This window comes from Pseudomonas sp. WOUb67 (assembly GCF_050058005.1).
Lineage (GTDB): Bacteria > Pseudomonadota > Gammaproteobacteria > Pseudomonadales > Pseudomonadaceae > Aquipseudomonas > Aquipseudomonas putida_R.
On record NZ_CP170112.1, the window covers coordinates 2,734,569 to 2,752,165 of the forward strand.

Below are 17,597 nucleotides of genomic sequence, written 5' to 3' on the forward strand. Positions count from 1 at the left end.
GATTTCCGTTACACCACAACACTCAAGGCAGACACCTTACAACCCTTCCCCCAGCACCCGGTCAATACAGTCGACAAAGTAGTCCACGCTCGCCCGGGTGGTGCACATCGGTGGTTTGATCTTGAGGATGTTCAGGTAGTCGCCGGTCGGCTGCATGAAGATGCCCAGGTCACGCAGGCGGTTGCACAGCGTCATGGTTTCTTCGGTGGCCGGCTCCAGGGTTGCGCGGTCGCGCACCAGTTCCAGCCCCAGGTAGAAGCCCGAACCATGTGCCGCGCCCGCCAGCGGGTGCTTGTCGACCAGCGCCTGCAGGCGGGCCTTGAAGTAGCGCCCGGTGTCGCGGGCGTTGTCCCACAGGCCTTCTTCCTGCATCACGTCCAGCACTGCCATGCCGATGCGGCAGCTGACCGGGCTGCCACCGGCCGAGGAGAAGAAGTAACCCTCGGCCTCCAGCGCCTCGGCGATTTCGCGGCGGGTGATGACCACGCCCAGCGGCTGGCCGTTGCCCATGCCCTTGGCCATGGTGATGATGTCGGGCACCACGCCCTGCTCCTCGAAACCCCAGAAGTATTCGCCCAGGCGGCCATAACCCACCTGCACCTCGTCGGCGATGCACACGCCGCCACGGGCGCGGACCTTGGCGTAGGCGTCGCTCAGGTAGCCGGCCGGCAACGAGATGCCGCCGGCATTGCCGTACACCGGCTCGCAGATGATGCCCGCCAACTGGCGGCCACGGGCATCCAGGTCAGCCAGCTTGGCGTCCACGTCCTGCAGGTAGTCGGCGGCGCTGTCGGCACCGCGGAAACGACCGCGGAAGGTGTTCGGCGCCTCGACCGGGTGCACCCAGTCCGGGCGGGTTTCCAGGGCTTGCGGGTTGTCGGCGATGGACGTGGAAATGGCGTCGGTGGCCACCGACCAGCCGTGGTAGGCCTCCAGCACGCTCAACAAGTCACGCCCACCGCTGTAGGCCCAGGCCAGGCGAATCGCCAGGTCGTTGGCTTCAGTACCGCTGTTGACCATGAATACCCGGTCGAAACCTTCGGGTGCCAGCGCCAGCAGGCGTTCGGAGAACTCGGTGATGGCGGCGTAATGGAAGCGCGAGTTGGTGTTCAGCAGCGACCACTGCCGCGCCGACTCGGCGACCATGCGCGGGTGGCCATGGCCCAGTACCGCGACGTTGTTGAGCATGTCCAGGTACGAACGGCCCTGCATGTCGATCAGGTAGTTGCGCCAGCCGCGTTCGATGTGTGGCGGCTGCGCGTAGTAGTGCTTCTGCGAGCGGGCGAAGCTGGCGTCGCGTCGGGCCAGCAGGGCTTGCGGATCGGGTAGCGGCTCGGCATCGCAATCGAAGCCCAGCAGTGCGGCTGGCGACGGGCACAGGGCCAGCCAGGCGGCAGCTTGGGAAGGGGTAGCGAAGAACGGCGGCTGAATGCCGTTATCCAGGCACAACTGCACGCTGAAGAAGCCACAACTGCTGCCCAGGGACTGGCCTTTTTCCACGGCCTGGCCGTCTGCCGGTGCGTCTTCCAGCCCCTGCAGCCACAACGCCCAGTGCGCGGTACGCAGGCAGCCACGGCCGTCGCCATGGCGCTGCCAGGTGCCGGCCTCTGGCGCTTGTACCTGGCTGCCGTTGGGCACGTGCAGTTCAACACCGAGGGCGCAGGTGGCGGGCTCTTCGGGGCGGTCGATGTGGGTTTGCGACAGGCGATATTGCCCGTGCAGGCTGCAGGCCGGCGCGGCTTGCGAACTCAGCAGGTGCTGGTCGAAACCGGGTTGCTCCCAGTTGCCGGCCTCGCAATGGATGCTGAGCACGCCCAGGTCGACCCGCGTCACAGCCTGGCCGGCCAGCTCGGGGAGCAGGGGGGCGCAACCGGTCAGGTCTGGCACCGTGGGGTGCAGGCCCGCTGCCTGCAGGATGGCCGCCTCCATCAGGGCGAAAGGCACGGCGGTCGCAGTGTCGAAAATTTCCCACTCGTGGGCAATGTTGTCGCGGGTGTACTGGTTGCCCGGGTCGACGGCGAGCTGCTGTTCGCTGCTCAGCACCAGTACGGCAGCGCGGTTCAGCACCAACGGCCACAAGGCCCGCAGTTCGGCATCGGTCAGCGGGTTGAGCGCCTGGTAGGCCTGCACGGCTGGCAGGATGCGCAGTGGGTCACCCTCGGCGTGGTGCAACAGCGCAGCGCAGGTCACTGACAGGTCGGCGATGCGCCAGGTGCGCAGCAGGTCGCCGAAATCTATCACGCCTTGCAGTTGCCACTGACGCTGGTCGTCACGGGCCCACACGGTGTTGTCGTCGGTGATGTCCAGGTGCACGGCCTGACTTGGCAGTTGATCAGCCAGCGGCATCAGGCGCTCGCTGGCCTGGCGCGTGGCGTGTTCGATGCGGGCGCGCTGCCCGCTGTCCTGCAGCACCGGCAGCAGGTGATCGATCAGTGCCTGGGCATGCTGCGGGTCCCATTGCAGCGTGCGCGCAAGGCCTGGGTGATCGAAATCGGCCAGGGCCTTGTCCAGCTTCGCACACAGCCCGCCCAGTTCTGCCATCAGGCGGGGCTCCATGTGCTTGAGGCGGGTCAGCGGCTGGCCTTCGATGTAATCGAGCAGGCGCAGGCGCAGGGGTTGTGCGTCGATGCCCAGTGCCAGTAAGCCTTCGCCGTTGCTAGCGGGTCGCACGGCGGGTACCGGCAAGCCCTGTTCGCGCAGGTAGGTCAGGGCGGCATGTTGCGCTTCAAGCTCAAGTTGGGCATAGCTACCGTGGCAGGCTTTGAGCACATAGCGGCCTTGTGGCGTGTCCACGCGGAAGTTGAGGTCCTGTTGGCTGCCCAATGCTGCCAGGTCACCGTCGAGACCATAGTGTGCCTGCAATACGGCGTGTGCCTGCGCTTCTCTGAGTGAGGGGCTGGGCAGGCCGGAACGGCTGATCAGCGTGGTCAGGGCAGGGGAGGCGGACGGGTACTTTGGGCTGGACATGAGGCTCTACCGTTGCTGCTGGGAGTGAACGGTGAGAATTTATGCCCAACCTGGCTGATGATGAAAGACGATTGTTGTCAGGAAATCTGATGACGACGCTGAATTATGGAAATTATTGGCAGCCAATAATTATTGGTCATTTATAAAACTGGATAAAACCACTGCAAGCTTTCATTCCAGACTTGGGCGCAGCGGGCACTTCAGCGTCAATCGTTGCATCAACGTAGCCCTTAACGCCTGTAGTTCATCCATCCGCTGTTCGACCAGAGCCAGTTTGTCACGCAGCAACGCTTCCACTGCCTGGTCTGGCTCGGCGGACTGCCACAACTGCTCAACGTTGCTGCCTATCTCGTTCAGGCTGAACCCCAGGCGTTGCGCCGTGCGGATGAACACGACCAGTTGGGCGGTCTCGTCGGGGTAGTCGCGGTAACCATTGGCCAGCCGCCGGGCCTGGATCAACCCTCGCTCTTCGTAAAAACGCAGGGTGTCGCGGCTGACGCCACAGACCTGCGCCAGTTCTCCAATACGCACGGCAATCTCCTTGTTCCGGCTTGACCTTGGAGCATACTCCACGGTTTAGCCTGCTGCCTTCGTTGATTCAGAGGGCAGTGAACATGTGGAGCAAAACGCAGTATCGCAAGCTGGTGCGAGCCAGCGGGATCTACGACCTCGTCGTGACCATCGGCTTCGCAACGCCCTGGAGCTTTGCCCTGTTGCATGGCTGGTTGAGCGGGCTGCATGACGGGCTTGGTTTGGCGGGTGATATACCGGCGTTCGGGCCGATGCACATGATGATGGCCAACCTGATGGGGTCGATCGTGTGCGTGTGGGCGTGGCTGCGGATTCGCCACCCGGAGCAGCGGTTCGGGCGATACGATGCGGCGGGAAGGGTGCTGTTTTCTGCGTGGCAGGTGTATGCGTTGCTCAATGGCGGATCGGCGTTGATTTGGGGCATTTTGCTGCTGGAAGTGATCTGGGCGATTGCCCAGCTGGCACCGGTTTCACGAGCGCACGCAACCCCTGTGGAATCAACTGTCTTGCGCGAAATCTGAAGGCTGGCGCGATTACTGTGGGAGCGGGCAAGCCCGCGAAGCAGGCGACGCGCTGGATGGCACCGGCTACGCCGGTGTTCGCGGGCATGCCCGCTCCCACAAAGGCCGTGCTATCGGGTCATGCGTTTGCGTGTTTCCTCGTCGATTGCGTGCCTCAACGAGGCCAGGAACGGAATGGCATCGGTATATTGGCGACCGTATTCAAGATTGAACGCGTAGTCGAAATCGGGCGGGTTATCGCCTTGGGTGTGCTGCAGGAGGGTTTCGATCTTGTCGAGTGCCTTGACCACTTTGGCTTCAGGCGAAGCTGCCGCCTCGTACTCATCGAACAAGCCAACGATGGTGCCCTGCATCGAGGGCTCCAGCATCGAAGTCATGGCAATCAGGTCCTGCCGCTCGTTCATGCCTTTGTCTGGCGCCGTATGCGCTTGCGGCGCAGGCACATCACCACTCAACGCTTCCCCAAGGTCGTGAACCAGGCACAGCTTGAGCACCTTGCAGATATCGACATCACCCAGCTCTTCTTCGAACACCAGCGCCAGCAACGCCAGCCGCCAACTGTGCTCGGCCGTGCTTTCACGCCGGCCTGTGGACGTGTGGGCACTGCGTGTCACGCTCTTGAGCTTTTCGGCTTGGCGCAGGAATTCGAGTTTTCCATGAAGGTTGTGATTCGGCACGACGGGTGACCTCTTGCTGGTGCAGAGGTAAATCATCGGCTCGCCGCTTGCCGGCGTCCACGCATTAAATATGCGCCAGGGTTTCGACCAGCCTCGCGGTCGAGCCATCCGACAGGGTGAATCGGGTCCAACGGCACAGGCTGTGCTGGATAGGTATCAGTGCCGAGTCATTCGTGCCGGTAGCGAACTCCAGCGCCGGGGAGGCCAGGTTGTCGCGCCAGCCAATGCCTGCCAGGCGTTGTTCCTGGCTGGCGATTTCCTCTGTTGCGAATGGCCACAGCGAGACACCCAGCAGATCAGCGACGGGCACACTGAACTCAGCCTCGCGGGAAGATGAGCAGGCCAGCAGGCGGTGGGTGATGTCGCACACTAGGTGCACAGGTTGCGAGCTACCTGATACAAGGCGCGCCAGTGCGTGGTCCGCGGCGCTGCTGAGCCTGGCTTTGAGCAAGGCTTCGATACGCGCCCGCTGCTCGGGCTCGGCGTCCTGCGCGCCGGACTCCCAGCGAGATATGGTCGACTGGCACACCCCGAACATCTGCGCGGCATGCAACTGTTTGACCCGGTTCAACATGCGCCAGTGCTTTAGCATCGGGCCGATGGGGGTGTTGCGTAGTGAAGGTGAGGGATTCATGTGTGTGTTCCTGGCTGACGCGCTCTTGCGGGTTTATCGGGTGCCTGGGCGGGCCCTTTCGCGGGTAAACCCGCTCCCACAGGTACTGTGCAAGGCTTGAAGCCTGCGATCATCCTGTGGGAGCGGGTTTACCCGCGAAAGGGCCCGCCCAGGCAACACATCAATCCAGCCTTGGTGGCAGCCCTAAGAAACTTCAACCTCCAAAAACGCCGCCTCCAGCAGCTGGCGGGTATACGGATGCTGCGGCGCATGGAAGATCGCCTGCGCGTCCCCTTGCTCCACCACCTGCCCATGCTTGATCACCATCAACTGGTGGCTCAGCGCCTTGACCACCGCCAGGTCGTGGCTGATGAACAGGTACGTCAGATTGTACTTCTGCTGCAGGTTACGCAGCAATTCCACCACCTGCCGCTGCACGGTGCGGTCCAGCGCGGAGGTAGGTTCATCCAGCAGGATCAGCGCCGGCTTGAGCACCAGCGCCCGGGCAATGGCGATGCGCTGGCGTTGCCCGCCGGAAAACTCATGGGGATAGCGATGCCGCGTGCGCGGGTCCAGCCCCACTTCCTCCAGCGCAGCAATGATCGCCGCTTCCTGTTCCTGCGCTGTGCCAATGCCGTGAATGCGCAGCCCTTCACCCACGATGTCCGCCACGCACATGCGCGGGCTCAGGCTGCCAAACGGGTCCTGGAACACCACCTGCATCTCACGCCGCAGCGGACGTACGGCTTTCTGGTTCAACCCTTGCAGGTCCTGCCCATGGAAGCGGATGCCGCCCTGGCTGGAAATCAACCGCAGGATCGCCAGGCCGAGGGTCGACTTGCCCGACCCGGACTCGCCAACAATCCCCAGCGTCTGCCCCTGAGGCAAGCTGAAATTGACCCCGTCCACCGCCTTCACATGGTCGACCGTGCGCCGCAGAAAGCCCTTCTTGATCGGGAACCACACCTTGAGGTCATCCACTTCCAGCAACGGGGCGCCCACCGGGTTGTGCGCCGGCAGCCCGCTGGGTTCGGCGTTGATCAGCATCTGCGTGTAGTGGTGCTGCGGGGCGCTGAACAACGTGGCGCATTCGGCCTGCTCGACGATCTGCCCGCGCTGCATCACGCACACCCGGTGGGCGATGCGGCGCACCAGGTTCAGGTCATGGCTGATCAGCAGCAGCGCCATGCCCAGACGCGCCTGAAGCGCCTTGAGCAGGTCGAGAATCTTCAGCTGCACGGTCACGTCCAGCGCCGTGGTCGGTTCATCGGCAATCAGCAGCTCCGGTTCGTTGGCCAGTGCCATGGCGATCATCACCCGCTGGCGCTGCCCGCCCGACAGCTCATGGGGCAGGGCCTTCAAGCGCTTGTGCGGTTCGGGGATGCCGACCAGCTCCAGCAGCTCCAGGGTGCGCGCCGTCGCTTCCTTGCCGGTCAGGCCTTTGTGCAGCAAGAGGATTTCGTTGATCTGCTTCTCGATGCAATGCAGCGGGTTGAGCGAGGTCATCGGCTCCTGGAAGATCATCGCAATGCGGTTGCCGCGAATGCGCCGCAGGGTCTTCTCGTTCTGCTGCAGCAGGTCCTTGCCTTCGTAGCGGATGCTGCCGTTGGGATGGCGGGCGAGGGGGTAGGGCAGCAGGCGCAGGATCGAATGCGCGGTGACCGATTTGCCCGAGCCACTTTCGCCCACCAGTGCCAGCGTCTCGCCTTTGCGGATATCGAAGCTGATGCCGTCCACCACCCGGTTGACCTGGTCCCCGGTCACGAACTCCACGGCCAGGTCCCGCACTTCGATCAGGTTCTGTTCACTCATGTCACTTCCTCGGGTCGAAGGCATCGCGGGCGGATTCGCCGATGAACACCAGCAGGCTCAGCATCAGCGCCAGCACGGCGAAGGCACTGATGCCCAGCCAGGGTGCCTGCAGGTTGGACTTGCCCTGCGCCACCAGTTCGCCCAGCGAAGGCGAACCGGCGGGCAGGCCGAAGCCGAGGAAGTCCAGGGCGGTGAGGGTGCCGATGGCGCCGGTGAGAATGAACGGCATGAAGGTCATGGTCGAGATCATGGCGTTGGGCAGGATGTGCCGGTACATGATCGCGCCGTTGCGCATGCCCAGGGCACGGGCGGCGCGCACGTATTCCAGGTTGCGCCCGCGCAGGAACTCGGCGCGTACCACGTCCACCAGGCTCATCCACGAGAACAGCAGCATGATGCCCAGCAGCCACCAGAAGTTCGGCTGCACGAAGCTGGCCAGGATGATCAGCAGGTACAGCACCGGCAGGCCCGACCAGATCTCCAGAAAGCGCTGCCCGGCCAGGTCGACCCAGCCACCATAGAACCCCTGCAGCGCGCCGGCGATGACCCCGACGATGGAGCTGGCCACGGTCAGGGTAAGGGCGAACAGTACCGAAATGCGGAAGCCGTAGATCACCCGCGCCAGCACGTCACGGCCCTGGTCGTCGGTGCCCAGCCAGTTGTCCGCCGAAGGTGGAGCAGGGGCGGGGACGCGCAGGTCGTAGTTGATGCTCTGGTAGCTGAACGGGATTGGCGCCCACAGCACGAAGCTGTCTTGCTTCGCCAGCAGTTCGCGGATGTATGGGCTCTTGTAGTTGGCCTCCAGCGGGAATTCGCCGCCGAAGGTGGTTTCCGGGTAGCGCTTGAACGCCGGGAAGTACCATTCGCCGTCGTAACGCACGGCAACCGGCTTGTCATTGGCGATCAATTCCGCGCCCAGGCTCAGGCCGAACAGGATCAGGAACAGCCACAGCGACCACCAGCCACGGCGGTTGGCCTTGAAACGCTCGAAGCGCCGGCGGTTGAGGGGGGACAAGGCCATGTCAGTGCTCCCGGCTGGCAAAGTCGATGCGTGGATCGACCAGGGTGTAGGTCAGGTCGCCGATCAGTTTCACCACCAGCCCCAGCAGGGTGAAGATGAACAGGGTGCCGAAGACCACCGGGTAGTCGCGGTTGATGGCCGCTTCGAAACTCATCAGGCCCAGGCCGTCGAGGCTGAAGATGACCTCGATCAGCAAGGAACCGGTGAAGAAGATGCCAATGAACGCCGAAGGGAAGCCTGCAATCACCAGCAGCATGGCGTTGCGGAACACGTGGCCGTACAGCACCCGTGGCCGGCTGAGGCCCTTGGCCTTGGCAGTGACCACATACTGCTTGTTGATTTCGTCGAGGAAGCTGTTCTTGGTCAGCAGGGTCATGGTGGCAAAGTTGCCGATGACCAGCGCGGTGATCGGCAGCACCAAGTGCCAGAAGTAGTCCAGTACCTTGCCGGTGGTGCTCAGTTCGTCGAAGTTGTTGGAGGTAAGGCCGCGCAGCGGGAACCAGTCGAAGTAACTGCCCCCGGCGAACAGCACGATCAGCAGGATGGCGAACAGGAACGCCGGGATGGCGTAGCCGACGATGATCGCCGAGCTGGTCCACACGTCGAAGTGGCTGCCGTGGCGCACGGCTTTGGCGATCCCCAGCGGGATCGACACCAGGTACATGATCAGCGTGCTCCACAGCCCCAGCGAGATCGACACCGGCATCTTCTCGACGATCAGGTCGATGACCTTGGCGTCGCGGAAGAAGCTGTCGCCGAAGTCCAGTTGGGCGTAGTTCTTGATCATCAGCCACAGGCGCTCGGGCGGCGACTTGTCGAAGCCATACATGCGCTCGATTTCGGCAATCAGCGCCGGGTCCAGACCCTGGGCGCCGCGGTAGTTGGAGCCAGCCACGGAAACCTCGGCACCGCCACCGGCAATACGGCTGGTGGCGCCTTCGAAGCCTTCGAGCTTGGCGATCATCTGCTCGACCGGGCCACCGGGGGCGGCCTGGACGATGATGAAGTTGATGACCAGGATGCCGAGCAGGGTCGGGATGATCAGCAGCAGGCGGCGCAGGATATAGGCCAGCATCTTAGTTGGCCTCGTCCGCAGGGGCTTCGTTGACCGCCGGGGTTACCCCGGGCTTGATCCACCAGGTGTCGATGCCGATGTCGTACTTGGGCGACACTTCCGGGTGGCCGATGTGGTTCCAGTAGGCCACGCGCCAGGTCTTGATGTGCCAGTTGGGGATCACGTAGTAGCCCCACAGCAACACGCGGTCGAGGGCGCGGCAGTAGTCGACCAGGCTCTGGCGGGAGTCGGCGTTGATCAGTTGTTCCACCAGTTGGTCGATGGCCGGGTCGCGCAGGCCGATGAAATTGCGGCTGCCGGGGTTGTCGGCGGCGGCACTGGACCAGAATTCGCGCTGCTCGTTGCCCGGCGAGTTGGACTGCGGGTAGCCGCCGACGATCATGTCGTAGTCGCGTGAACGCAAGCGGGTGATGTACTGCGAAACGTCGACCCGGCGGATGCTCAGGTCGATGCCGAGGTCGGCGAGGTTGCGCTTGAACGGCAGCAGGATGCGTTCGAACTCGGTCTGTGCCAGCAGGAACTCGATGGTCACCGGCTTGCCTTGGCCGTCGACCATCTTGTCGTCGACGATTTTCCAGCCGGCTTCCTGCAGCAGCTTGTAGGCCTGGCGCTGCTGCTCGCGGATCATGCCGCTGCCGTCGCTGACCGGGTTCTTGAAGGCCTCGGAGAATACCTGGTCAGGGACTTTGCCGCGCAGCGGCTCGAGGATTTTCAGCTCGTTGGGGCTGGGCAGGCCGTAAGCGGCCATTTCCGAGTTGTCGAAGTAGCTGCCGGTGCGGGTGTAGGCACCGTTGAACAGCTGCTTGTTGGTCCACTCGTAGTCCAGCAGCAGGCTCAGCGCCTGGCGCACACGCACGTCCTGGAACACCGGGCGGCGGATGTTGAAGATGAAACCCTGCATGCCGGTGGGGTTGCCGTTGGGCAACTCTTCCTTGATCAGGCGGCCGTCGCGCACGGCGGGCACGTTGTAGGCGGTGGCCCAGTTCTTCGCGCTGACTTCCAGCGCATAGTCGAACGCCCCGGCCTTGAGTGCCTCCAGGGCAACAGTGGTGTCCCGGTACGAGTCGAAGGTCATCGCATCGAAGTTGTAGAACCCGCGATTGATCGGCAAGTCCTTGGCCCAGTAGTCCTTGACCCGCTCGTAACGCACCGAGCGCCCGGCCTTGACCTCGGCTACCTTGTACGGGCCGCTGCCCAGGGGGATTTCCAGGTTGCCGCGGTTGAAGTCGCGTTTTTCGTACCAGTGCTTGGGCAGCACTGGCAGCTGGCCGAGAATCAGCGGCAGCTCGCGGTTGCCCTTGTGCTTGAACCTGAACAGCACCTTGAGCGGGTCTTCGGCGACCACTTCGGCGACGTCGGCGTAGTACTGGCGGTACAGCGGCGCACCGTCCTTGATCAGGGCATTGAAGGTGAACACCACGTCGTCGGCACGCATCGGGTGGCCGTCGTGGAAGCGGGCTTCGGGGCGCAGGTAGAAGCGCACCCAGCTGTTGTCCGGGGCTTTCTCGATCTTGCCGGCCACCAGGCCGTATTCGGTGAACGGCTCGTCCTGGCTCTGGCGCATCAGGGTGTCGTAGATGCTGCCGATGTTTTCGGCCGACACGCCTTTGTTGATGAACGGGTTGAGGCTGTCGAAGCCGCCGAAGCTGGACTGGCGGAAGGTGCCGCCCTTGGGCGCGTCGGGGTTGACGTAGTCGAAGTGCTTGAAGTCGGCAGGGTATTTCGGTGGCTCGTCGTACAGGGTGAGCGCGTGTTGCGGTGCGGCCAGGGTGGGAAGGCTCAGGCAGGCGAGCAACAGGCTGCCAGCCAGCCGGCGCAGACGGTGCGTTGGCGTCATTGGGCTTTCTCCGAAGTCTTGATCCACCAGCTGTTCAGCCCAAGGGTATAGGGCGGTGTGGTGACGAAGGCGAACCGGTTGCGGTAGGCCAGGCGATGATTGTCGAGGTACCAGTTGGGGATCATGTAGTACTGCCATGAGAGCACGCGGTCCAGGGCGCGGGCGGCGGCGACCTGGTCGTCGCGGGTGCGTGCGGCCAGCAGGGTGTCGAGCAGGTGGTCGACCACCGGGTCCCTGACCCCAGCATAGTTCTTGCTGCCCTTGGTGGCGGCCTGGCTGGAATGGAAGTACAGCCACTGTTCAAGGCCGGGGCTCAAGGTCTGGTTCAGGGTCATCAGAATCATGTCGAAATCGAACTGGTCCAGGCGTTGTTTGTACTGGGCACGGTCCACGGTGCGCAAGCGCGCATCGATGCCGATGCTGGACAGATTTTCGACATAAGGTTGCAGGATGCGTTCAAGGTTGGGGTTTACCAGCAGCAGTTCCATGCGCAGCTGTTGGCCGTTGCTGTCGACCAGGCGCTGGCCGTTGAGCTTCCAGCCGGCCTCGGCAAGCAGGCCCAACGCCTGGCGCAGGGTCTGGCGGCTGATGCCGCGGCCGTCGGTCTGGCTGACCTTGTAGGGTTCGCTGAACAGCTTGGCCGGCAACTGATCGCGGAACGGCGCCAGCAGCAGCCACTCCTTGCCAGTGGGCAGGCCGCTGGCGGCGAACTCGCTGTTGGGGTAGTAGCTGGTCGAGCGGCGGTAGGCGCTGCTGAACAGGGCGCGGTTGGTCCACTCGAAGTCGAGCATCAGCCCCAGCGCCTGGCGTACCCGTGGGTCGCTGAAGGTGGCCCGACGGCTGTTCATGAACAGGCCCTGGGTTTGCGTGGGGATCTGGTGCGGGATCTGCGCCTTGATCACTTCGCCACGGCGCACGGCCGGGAAGTTGTAGCCGTTGGCCCAGTTCTTCGCCTGGTGCTCGATGTAGATGTCGAATTCGCCAGCCTTGAACGCTTCGAAGGCCACTGTGGCGTCGCGGTAGAACTCGTATTCCACGCGCTTGAAGTTGTATTTGCCACGGTTGACCGCCAGGTCCTTGCCCCAGTAGTTCTTCACACGTTCGAACACCAGCCTGCGCCCGGGTTGTACCTGGGTGATGCGGTAGGGGCCGCTGCCCAAGGGCGGCTCGAAAGTGGTGGCCTTGAAGTCGCGCTTTTGCCAGTAGTGCTTGGGCAGCACCGGCATCTCGCCCAGGCGCAGGATCAGCAGCGGGTTGCCGGCGCGTTTGAACACGAAGCGGATGCGCAGCGGGCCGAGGATGTCTACCCGCTGCACTTCCTGCAGGTTGGTGCGGTAGATCGGGTGGCCGTCCTTGAGCAGCGTGCGGTAGGAAAAGGCCACGTCAGCCGAGGTGATCGGCTGGCCGTCATGCCAGCGGGCTTCCGGGCGCAGGTTGAACACGACCCAGCTGCGGTCCTCGCTGTATTCCACCGAGCGGGCGATCAGGCCGTAACTGGAGGTTGGCTCGTCACCAGACGGGTCGTACTGGCCAGTGCCGACCATTAGCGGCTCGTTCAGCTCGCTGATGCCGTATTGCTGGAAATTGGGCGTGGTGATCGGGCTCGACCCCTTGAAGGTGTAGGGGTTGAGGGTGTCGAAGGTGCCAAAAGCCATGGCTCGCAAGGTGCCGCCCTTGGGCGCTTGCGGGTTGACCCAGTCGAAATGGGTGAATGTGGCTGGGTACTTGAGCGTGCCGAACTGCGCGTATCCGTGGCTTTCGCTCACCATCGCGGCTACGGGGAAGCTCAAGGCCAGGCTGAGTGACAGCAGGAGGGGACGTATCAAGTCGGCATCCGATCCAGAGGCGTTGGGCTTTGATCGGGTACAGTAACAGCTTGGTGGGGTTGGAAAAAGAGTGCGGCCCAGAGGATTGCAAGGGGCTGCTTTGCAGCCCATCGCCGGCAAGCCAGCTCCCACCCCGATCGCACCGACTTCAAGCCATATGCAGTACCTGTGGGAGCTGGCTTGCCGGCGATGGGGCGCGGAGCGGCCCTTGCCTTTTTATCAATGCGAGAGGTAGACGGTCAGGGTCTGGCCTGGCTTGAGGGCGTGGCCGCTGCGTGGGTTCCAGCGCTTGAGGTGCTGCATTTCCACGTTGAAGCGCTTGGCCACCAGGTACAGCGAGTCGCCCTTGCGCACCTTGTACTGGGTGGAGCGCTTGCCGGATGCCGCTACCCGGTTGCCGGCGGCGCTCGGCCCGTTGCCACCGCGCAGGGCCAGCACCTGGCCGGCCCGCAGGCTGTTGCCGGACAGGCGGTTCCAGCGCTTGATGTCATTGACCGAAACGCGGTTGGCCTTGGCGATGGCGCCCAGGTTGTCGCCACGCTTGACCCGGTAGCTGCGCGCGGCCACCGGTGCCTTGGCTTCGGCCACGGCGCGGGCGAACACGGCCTTGTTCGGTTGCAGGCTGATCAGTTGCTCGGGCTTGAGGTTGGACAGGCTGTCGCTCAGCAGCTGTGCCTTGGCGGTCGGTACCAGCAGTTGCTGCGGGCCGTCCACGGTCATGCGCTTCTTGAAGGCCGGGTTGAGCTGGATCAGCTCGTCTTCGTCAATGTTGGCGAAGGCCGCCACACGCGACAGGTCCAGGCGATCATTGATGGCGACCGCTTCGAAGTAGGGCTCGTTGGCAATCGGGTTCAGGTTCACGCCATAGGCTTCAGGCGTGAGCACCACCTGCGACAGGGCCAGCAGCTTGGGCACATAGTCGCGGGTTTCCTGTGGCAGCGGCAGGTTCCAGTAGTCGGTTGGCAGGCCGAGCCGTTCGTTGCGCTCCATGGCGCGGCTGACCGTGCCTTCGCCGGCGTTGTAGGCAGCCAGGGCCAGCAGCCAGTCGCCGTTGAACATGTCGTGCAGGCGGGTCAGGTAGTCCAGTGCGGCGTTGGTCGAGGCGGTGATATCGCGACGGCCATCGTAGAAGTTGGTCTGGCGCAGGTTGAAGTGGCGGCCTGTCGCTGGCATGAACTGCCACATGCCGGCTGCGCTGGCGCGTGAATAGGCCATCGGGTTGTAGGCACTTTCGATGGCGGGCAGCAGCGCCAGCTCCAGCGGCATGTCGCGCTCTTCAAGACGCTCGACGATGTAGTGCAGGTAGAGGCTGCCGCGCTCGCCGGCGCTTTCGATGAACGTCGGGTTGCTGGCGAACCACAGGCGCTGCTGCTCGATGCGCGGATTGACGTCGATACTGTCCTGCAGGGCAAAGCCCTGGCGCATGCGCTCCCAGACATCCTGCGGCGCCTGCTCGGCCGGCTTGATCAGCAATGGCGCAGGCTTGTGCTTGATCCGCGCCTGGTAGTTGTGCGCGCGAACGCTATCGGATTCGTCAACCTGACGGGTGCTCTGGCAGCCCACCAGGGTGGCGGCCAGAGCCAGCGCACTGATTTGGGCCAGGCGCGTCAGGGCGACGGAATGAGAGGTTCTGCGGCTACGGGAAGACATCGGCTGAGACGGGTATCCGGGCGAAAAATTTCGGCGATTCTAGAAACCGCTCCGGGCCTGGTCAACCTTTGACCATCGATTGCGATATATCTTGAGGTTATCAGAAGGTGTCCTTCCAAGACCTCAAGGCAGCAAAAACAGTGACCTGCGAGTCGTTTGGATGTCCCTTCCATTCGTCTGCTTTTTGTTTAACTAATGTTTCAGAGGTACGCAGGAAGGGGTTGGTCAGGCGTTCCAGGCCAATCGTTGATGGCAAGGTGATGCGATTGTCGGCGCGTAAACGGGTAACGTCCTCGAACCGCTTCAGAACGTGCTGGTTGGTGGGTTCCACCGCCTTGGCAAAGCGCAGGTTGCTGAGGGTGTATTCGTGGGCACAGTACACTTCGGTGTGGGCCGGCAGCGCCGCCAGGCGGGCGAGGGCCGGCTGCATCTGTTCGGGTGTACCCTCGAACATGCGCCCGCAGCCGGCGGCAAACAGGGTGTCGCCACTGAACAATACTGGCGTTGCCGGTTGGTCACTGAAGAACGCGATATGCCCCAGGGTGTGGCCAGGCACCGCCAACACCTGGAACGTCACACCCAGCACCGTCACGTGGTCGCCTTCGTCCAGCGCCAGGTCGCGGCAGGGAATTTGCTCGTGGGCCGGGCCGCAGACCCGTGCGCCGGTCAGTTGCCTGAGCCGTTCCACACCGCCGACATGGTCGTTATGGTGGTGGGTGATCAGGATGTCGCTGAGCACCCACTCGGGGTTGGCCGCCAACCAGCGTTCCACCGGGCCGGCATCACCCGGGTCGACCACCGCGCAGCGGCGTTTGGCAGTATCCTGTAACAACCAGATGTAGTTGTCGGAGAAAGCGGGGAGAGCATCGATCTGTATCATGGTGCGGATCCGATTCGCCTAGCGTGGCACATGAAGGCATCTTAGCCGCGATGGCGCGGTGGGAGAACCTTCGAGGGAGAGCGCAATGACCGACCAAGCTTTTGCCCAGGCTGACCCGGACTGGGTCAAGCTGATCAGCCTGGCCCGTGAGTGGTTCAATGGCCCGATCGGCCAACTGATGCTCAAGGAAGAGGAAAAGCTGCTGGAAGAAGAGCTCGGCCGCTTCTTCGGGGGCTACCTTGTGCACTACGGCCCCTGCGCGGAGCCGCCGCCCAGTGCCCCCCAGGTGCAGCGCAACGTGCGCCTTGGGGCGCCGCTGCCGGGGGTGGAAATTGCCTGTGAAGAGCAGGCCTGGCCGCTGAGCGAGCACGCCGCCGACGTGGTGGTGCTGCAGCATGGCCTGGATTTCAGCCTGTCGCCCCATGGCCTGCTGCGCGAGGCCGCCAGCGCCGTGCGCCCGGGCGGGCACCTGCTGATCGTCGGGATCAACCCGTGGAGCAGTTGGGGCATGCGCCATTTCTTTAGCCATGGGGCCTTGCGCAAGGCGCGTTGCATCTCGCCGTCGCGGGTAGGCGACTGGCTCAACCTGCTGGGCTTCGCGCTGGAGAAACGCCGCTTCGGGTGCTATCGTCCGCCGCTTGCTTCACCGGCCTGGCAGCAGCGCCTGGCGGGCTGGGAGCGGATGGCCGGCGGCTGGCAGAGCTCCGGTGGCGGGGTGTACCTGCTGGTGGCGCGCAAGATGGTGGTGGGCCTGCGGCCGTTGCGCCAGGAACGCCGCGAGCCGATGGGCAAGTTGCTGCCGCTGCCGCTGGCCAAGGTGAACCGCACGGCGGCCAACCCTGAAACTGACAAGCACTGAATTCAAGAGTGGTACATGAGCGATAGCGTCGAAATGTTTACCGATGGTGCCTGCAAAGGCAATCCTGGCCCAGGTGGCTGGGGGGTCCTGATGATCTATAAGGGCGTCGAGAAGGAACTGTGGGGCGGCGAAAGTGAAACCACCAACAATCGCATGGAGCTGATGGCGGCCATCCAGGGCCTGATGTCGCTGAAGCGCGAATGCGAAGTGGTGCTGACCACCGACTCGCAGTATGTGATGAAGGGCATCAACGAGTGGATGGTCAACTGGAAGAAGCGCGGCTGGAAGACCGCGGCCAAGGAGCCGGTGAAGAACGCCGACCTGTGGCAGCAGCTCGATGAGCAGGTCAACCGCCACAAGGTGAGCTGGAAGTGGGTGCGCGGCCATATCGGCCACCCTGGCAACGAACGTGCCGACCAGCTGGCCAACCGCGGGGTCGATGAGGTGCGCGCCCAGCGTTGAGCTGGGGTACAATCGCGGCCTTTGTAACTGATGCAAGTTGGAGCGCCCCGCGTGGAGCAGCAGCAAGATAAACGGTTCGTCATTCTCGATACCGAAACCACGGGCATGCCGGTCAGCGAAGGCCACCGGATCATCGAGATCGGCTGTGTCGAGGTGATCGGCCGGCGCCTGACCGGGCGGCACTTCCACGTCTACCTGCAGCCGGACCGCGAGAGTGACGAGGGCGCTATCAACGTCCACGGCATCACCGATACCTTCCTGGTCGGCAAGCCGCGCTTTGGCGATGTAGCCGAGGAATTCTTCGAATTCATCCAGGGCGCCACGCTGGTCATCCACAACGCGGCGTTCGACGTTGGCTTCATCAACAACGAATTCGCCTTGCTGGGCCAAAAGGGCCGCGCGGATCTCGCGCAGCACTGCACCATCCTCGACACCCTGCTGCTGGCGCGCTCGCGTCACCCGGGGCAGCGCAACAGCCTCGATGCGCTGTGCAAACGCTACGACATCGACAACTCGGGCCGTGAGCTGCACGGCGCATTGCTCGACTCGGAACTGTTGGCAGACGTCTACCTGGCGATGACCGGTGGCCAGACCAGCCTGTCGCTGGCCGGGCATGGCGCAGATGCCGATAATGATGGGCAGGGCAGTGGTGGCAGCGAGATCCGCCGGATTACCGGGCGGGCGCCTGGTCGGGTGATCATGGCTAATGCCGAGGAACTGGAGGCGCATGCCGAGCGTCTGGCCGCCGTTGCCAAGTCGGCGGGCGGGCCATCCATGTGGCAGGCCCTTACCGAGACACCTGCTGGCTGATTATATGCCTGTACCGGCCCTTTCGCGGGTGAACCCGCTCCCACAGGTTCATCACA

The 17,597-nt window shown here is 63.6% G+C and carries 15 protein-coding genes; 4 read left to right on the forward strand and 11 right to left on the reverse strand.

All coding sequences use genetic code 11. The features are described 5' to 3' along the window. Positions 1-36 precede the first annotated feature (36 nt). Together ABOC32_RS12230 and ABOC32_RS12235 are read right to left on the reverse strand one after the other, a co-directional pair. Positions 37-2,967 carry an aminotransferase gene (locus ABOC32_RS12230; protein ID WP_426811187.1) on the reverse strand — a complete coding sequence of 977 codons (2,931 nt, stop codon included), beginning with the start codon at positions 2,965-2,967 and terminating at the stop codon, positions 37-39. Between the two features lie 171 nt (positions 2,968-3,138). Beyond that, entirely contained in the window at positions 3,139-3,498 is a 360-nt protein-coding gene (locus tag ABOC32_RS12235) for a MerR family transcriptional regulator (RefSeq protein ID WP_426811188.1), read from the reverse strand. 83 nt (positions 3,499-3,581) lie between these two features. On the opposite strand from ABOC32_RS12235, the gene ABOC32_RS12240 reads away from it, so the two are divergent. Next, entirely contained in the window at positions 3,582-4,019 is a 438-nt protein-coding gene (locus ABOC32_RS12240; protein WP_426811189.1) for a hypothetical protein, read from the forward strand. A 110-nt stretch (positions 4,020-4,129) separates the two neighbouring features. Here ABOC32_RS12240 and ABOC32_RS12245 read toward each other — a convergent pair whose 3' ends face one another. The 9 genes from ABOC32_RS12245 to gloB form a co-directional block, all read right to left on the reverse strand. Next, positions 4,130-4,696: an HD domain-containing protein gene (locus ABOC32_RS12245; protein WP_426811190.1), complete on the reverse strand. Its 567-nt coding sequence runs from the start codon at positions 4,694-4,696 to the stop codon at positions 4,130-4,132. A gap of 64 nt (positions 4,697-4,760) precedes the next feature. Beyond that, a complete protein-coding gene (locus tag ABOC32_RS12250) occupies positions 4,761-5,330 on the reverse strand; it encodes a helix-turn-helix domain-containing protein (protein WP_426811191.1) in 570 nt (189 codons plus the stop codon). A 183-nt stretch (positions 5,331-5,513) separates the two neighbouring features. Continuing rightward, complete coding sequence (locus tag ABOC32_RS12255; protein ID WP_426811192.1) at positions 5,514-7,121, reverse strand: ABC transporter ATP-binding protein; 1,608 nt, start codon at positions 7,119-7,121, stop codon at positions 5,514-5,516. 1 nt (position 7,122) lies between these two features. Next, entirely contained in the window at positions 7,123-8,142 is a 1,020-nt protein-coding gene (locus tag ABOC32_RS12260; RefSeq protein ID WP_426811193.1) for an ABC transporter permease, read from the reverse strand. A 1-nt stretch (position 8,143) separates the two neighbouring features. Further along, positions 8,144-9,217: a microcin C ABC transporter permease YejB gene (locus tag ABOC32_RS12265; protein WP_426811194.1), complete on the reverse strand. Its 1,074-nt coding sequence runs from the start codon at positions 9,215-9,217 to the stop codon at positions 8,144-8,146. A 1-nt stretch (position 9,218) separates the two neighbouring features. Then, a complete protein-coding gene (locus ABOC32_RS12270; RefSeq protein ID WP_426811195.1) occupies positions 9,219-11,054 on the reverse strand; it encodes an extracellular solute-binding protein in 1,836 nt (611 codons plus the stop codon). Beyond that, entirely contained in the window at positions 11,051-12,880 is a 1,830-nt protein-coding gene (locus ABOC32_RS12275; protein WP_426811196.1) for an extracellular solute-binding protein, read from the reverse strand. The genes ABOC32_RS12270 and ABOC32_RS12275 overlap by 4 nt, the downstream gene beginning before the upstream one ends. A gap of 219 nt (positions 12,881-13,099) precedes the next feature. Continuing rightward, positions 13,100-14,530 (reverse strand): transglycosylase SLT domain-containing protein, encoded by a 1,431-nt coding sequence (locus ABOC32_RS12280; RefSeq protein ID WP_426811197.1) that lies wholly within the window; start codon positions 14,528-14,530, stop codon positions 13,100-13,102. A 100-nt stretch (positions 14,531-14,630) separates the two neighbouring features. Beyond that, entirely contained in the window at positions 14,631-15,410 is a 780-nt protein-coding gene (gloB, locus tag ABOC32_RS12285; RefSeq protein ID WP_426811198.1) for a hydroxyacylglutathione hydrolase, read from the reverse strand. 85 nt (positions 15,411-15,495) lie between these two features. Between gloB and ABOC32_RS12290 the strand changes: the two genes are divergently transcribed. Genes ABOC32_RS12290 through dnaQ form a run of 3 tightly spaced genes read left to right on the forward strand, consistent with a single transcriptional unit; the run spans position 15,496 to position 17,541 of the window. Next, positions 15,496-16,269: a class I SAM-dependent methyltransferase gene (locus ABOC32_RS12290; RefSeq protein WP_086978420.1), complete on the forward strand. Its 774-nt coding sequence runs from the start codon at positions 15,496-15,498 to the stop codon at positions 16,267-16,269. 15 nt (positions 16,270-16,284) lie between these two features. Continuing rightward, positions 16,285-16,731 (forward strand): ribonuclease HI, encoded by a 447-nt coding sequence (gene rnhA, locus ABOC32_RS12295; RefSeq protein WP_426811199.1) that lies wholly within the window; start codon positions 16,285-16,287, stop codon positions 16,729-16,731. Positions 16,732-16,782: 51 nt separating this feature from the next. After that, positions 16,783-17,541, forward strand: coding sequence for a DNA polymerase III subunit epsilon (gene dnaQ, locus ABOC32_RS12300; RefSeq protein WP_426811200.1), 759 nt, complete (start codon positions 16,783-16,785; stop codon positions 17,539-17,541). Positions 17,542-17,597 lie beyond the last annotated feature (56 nt).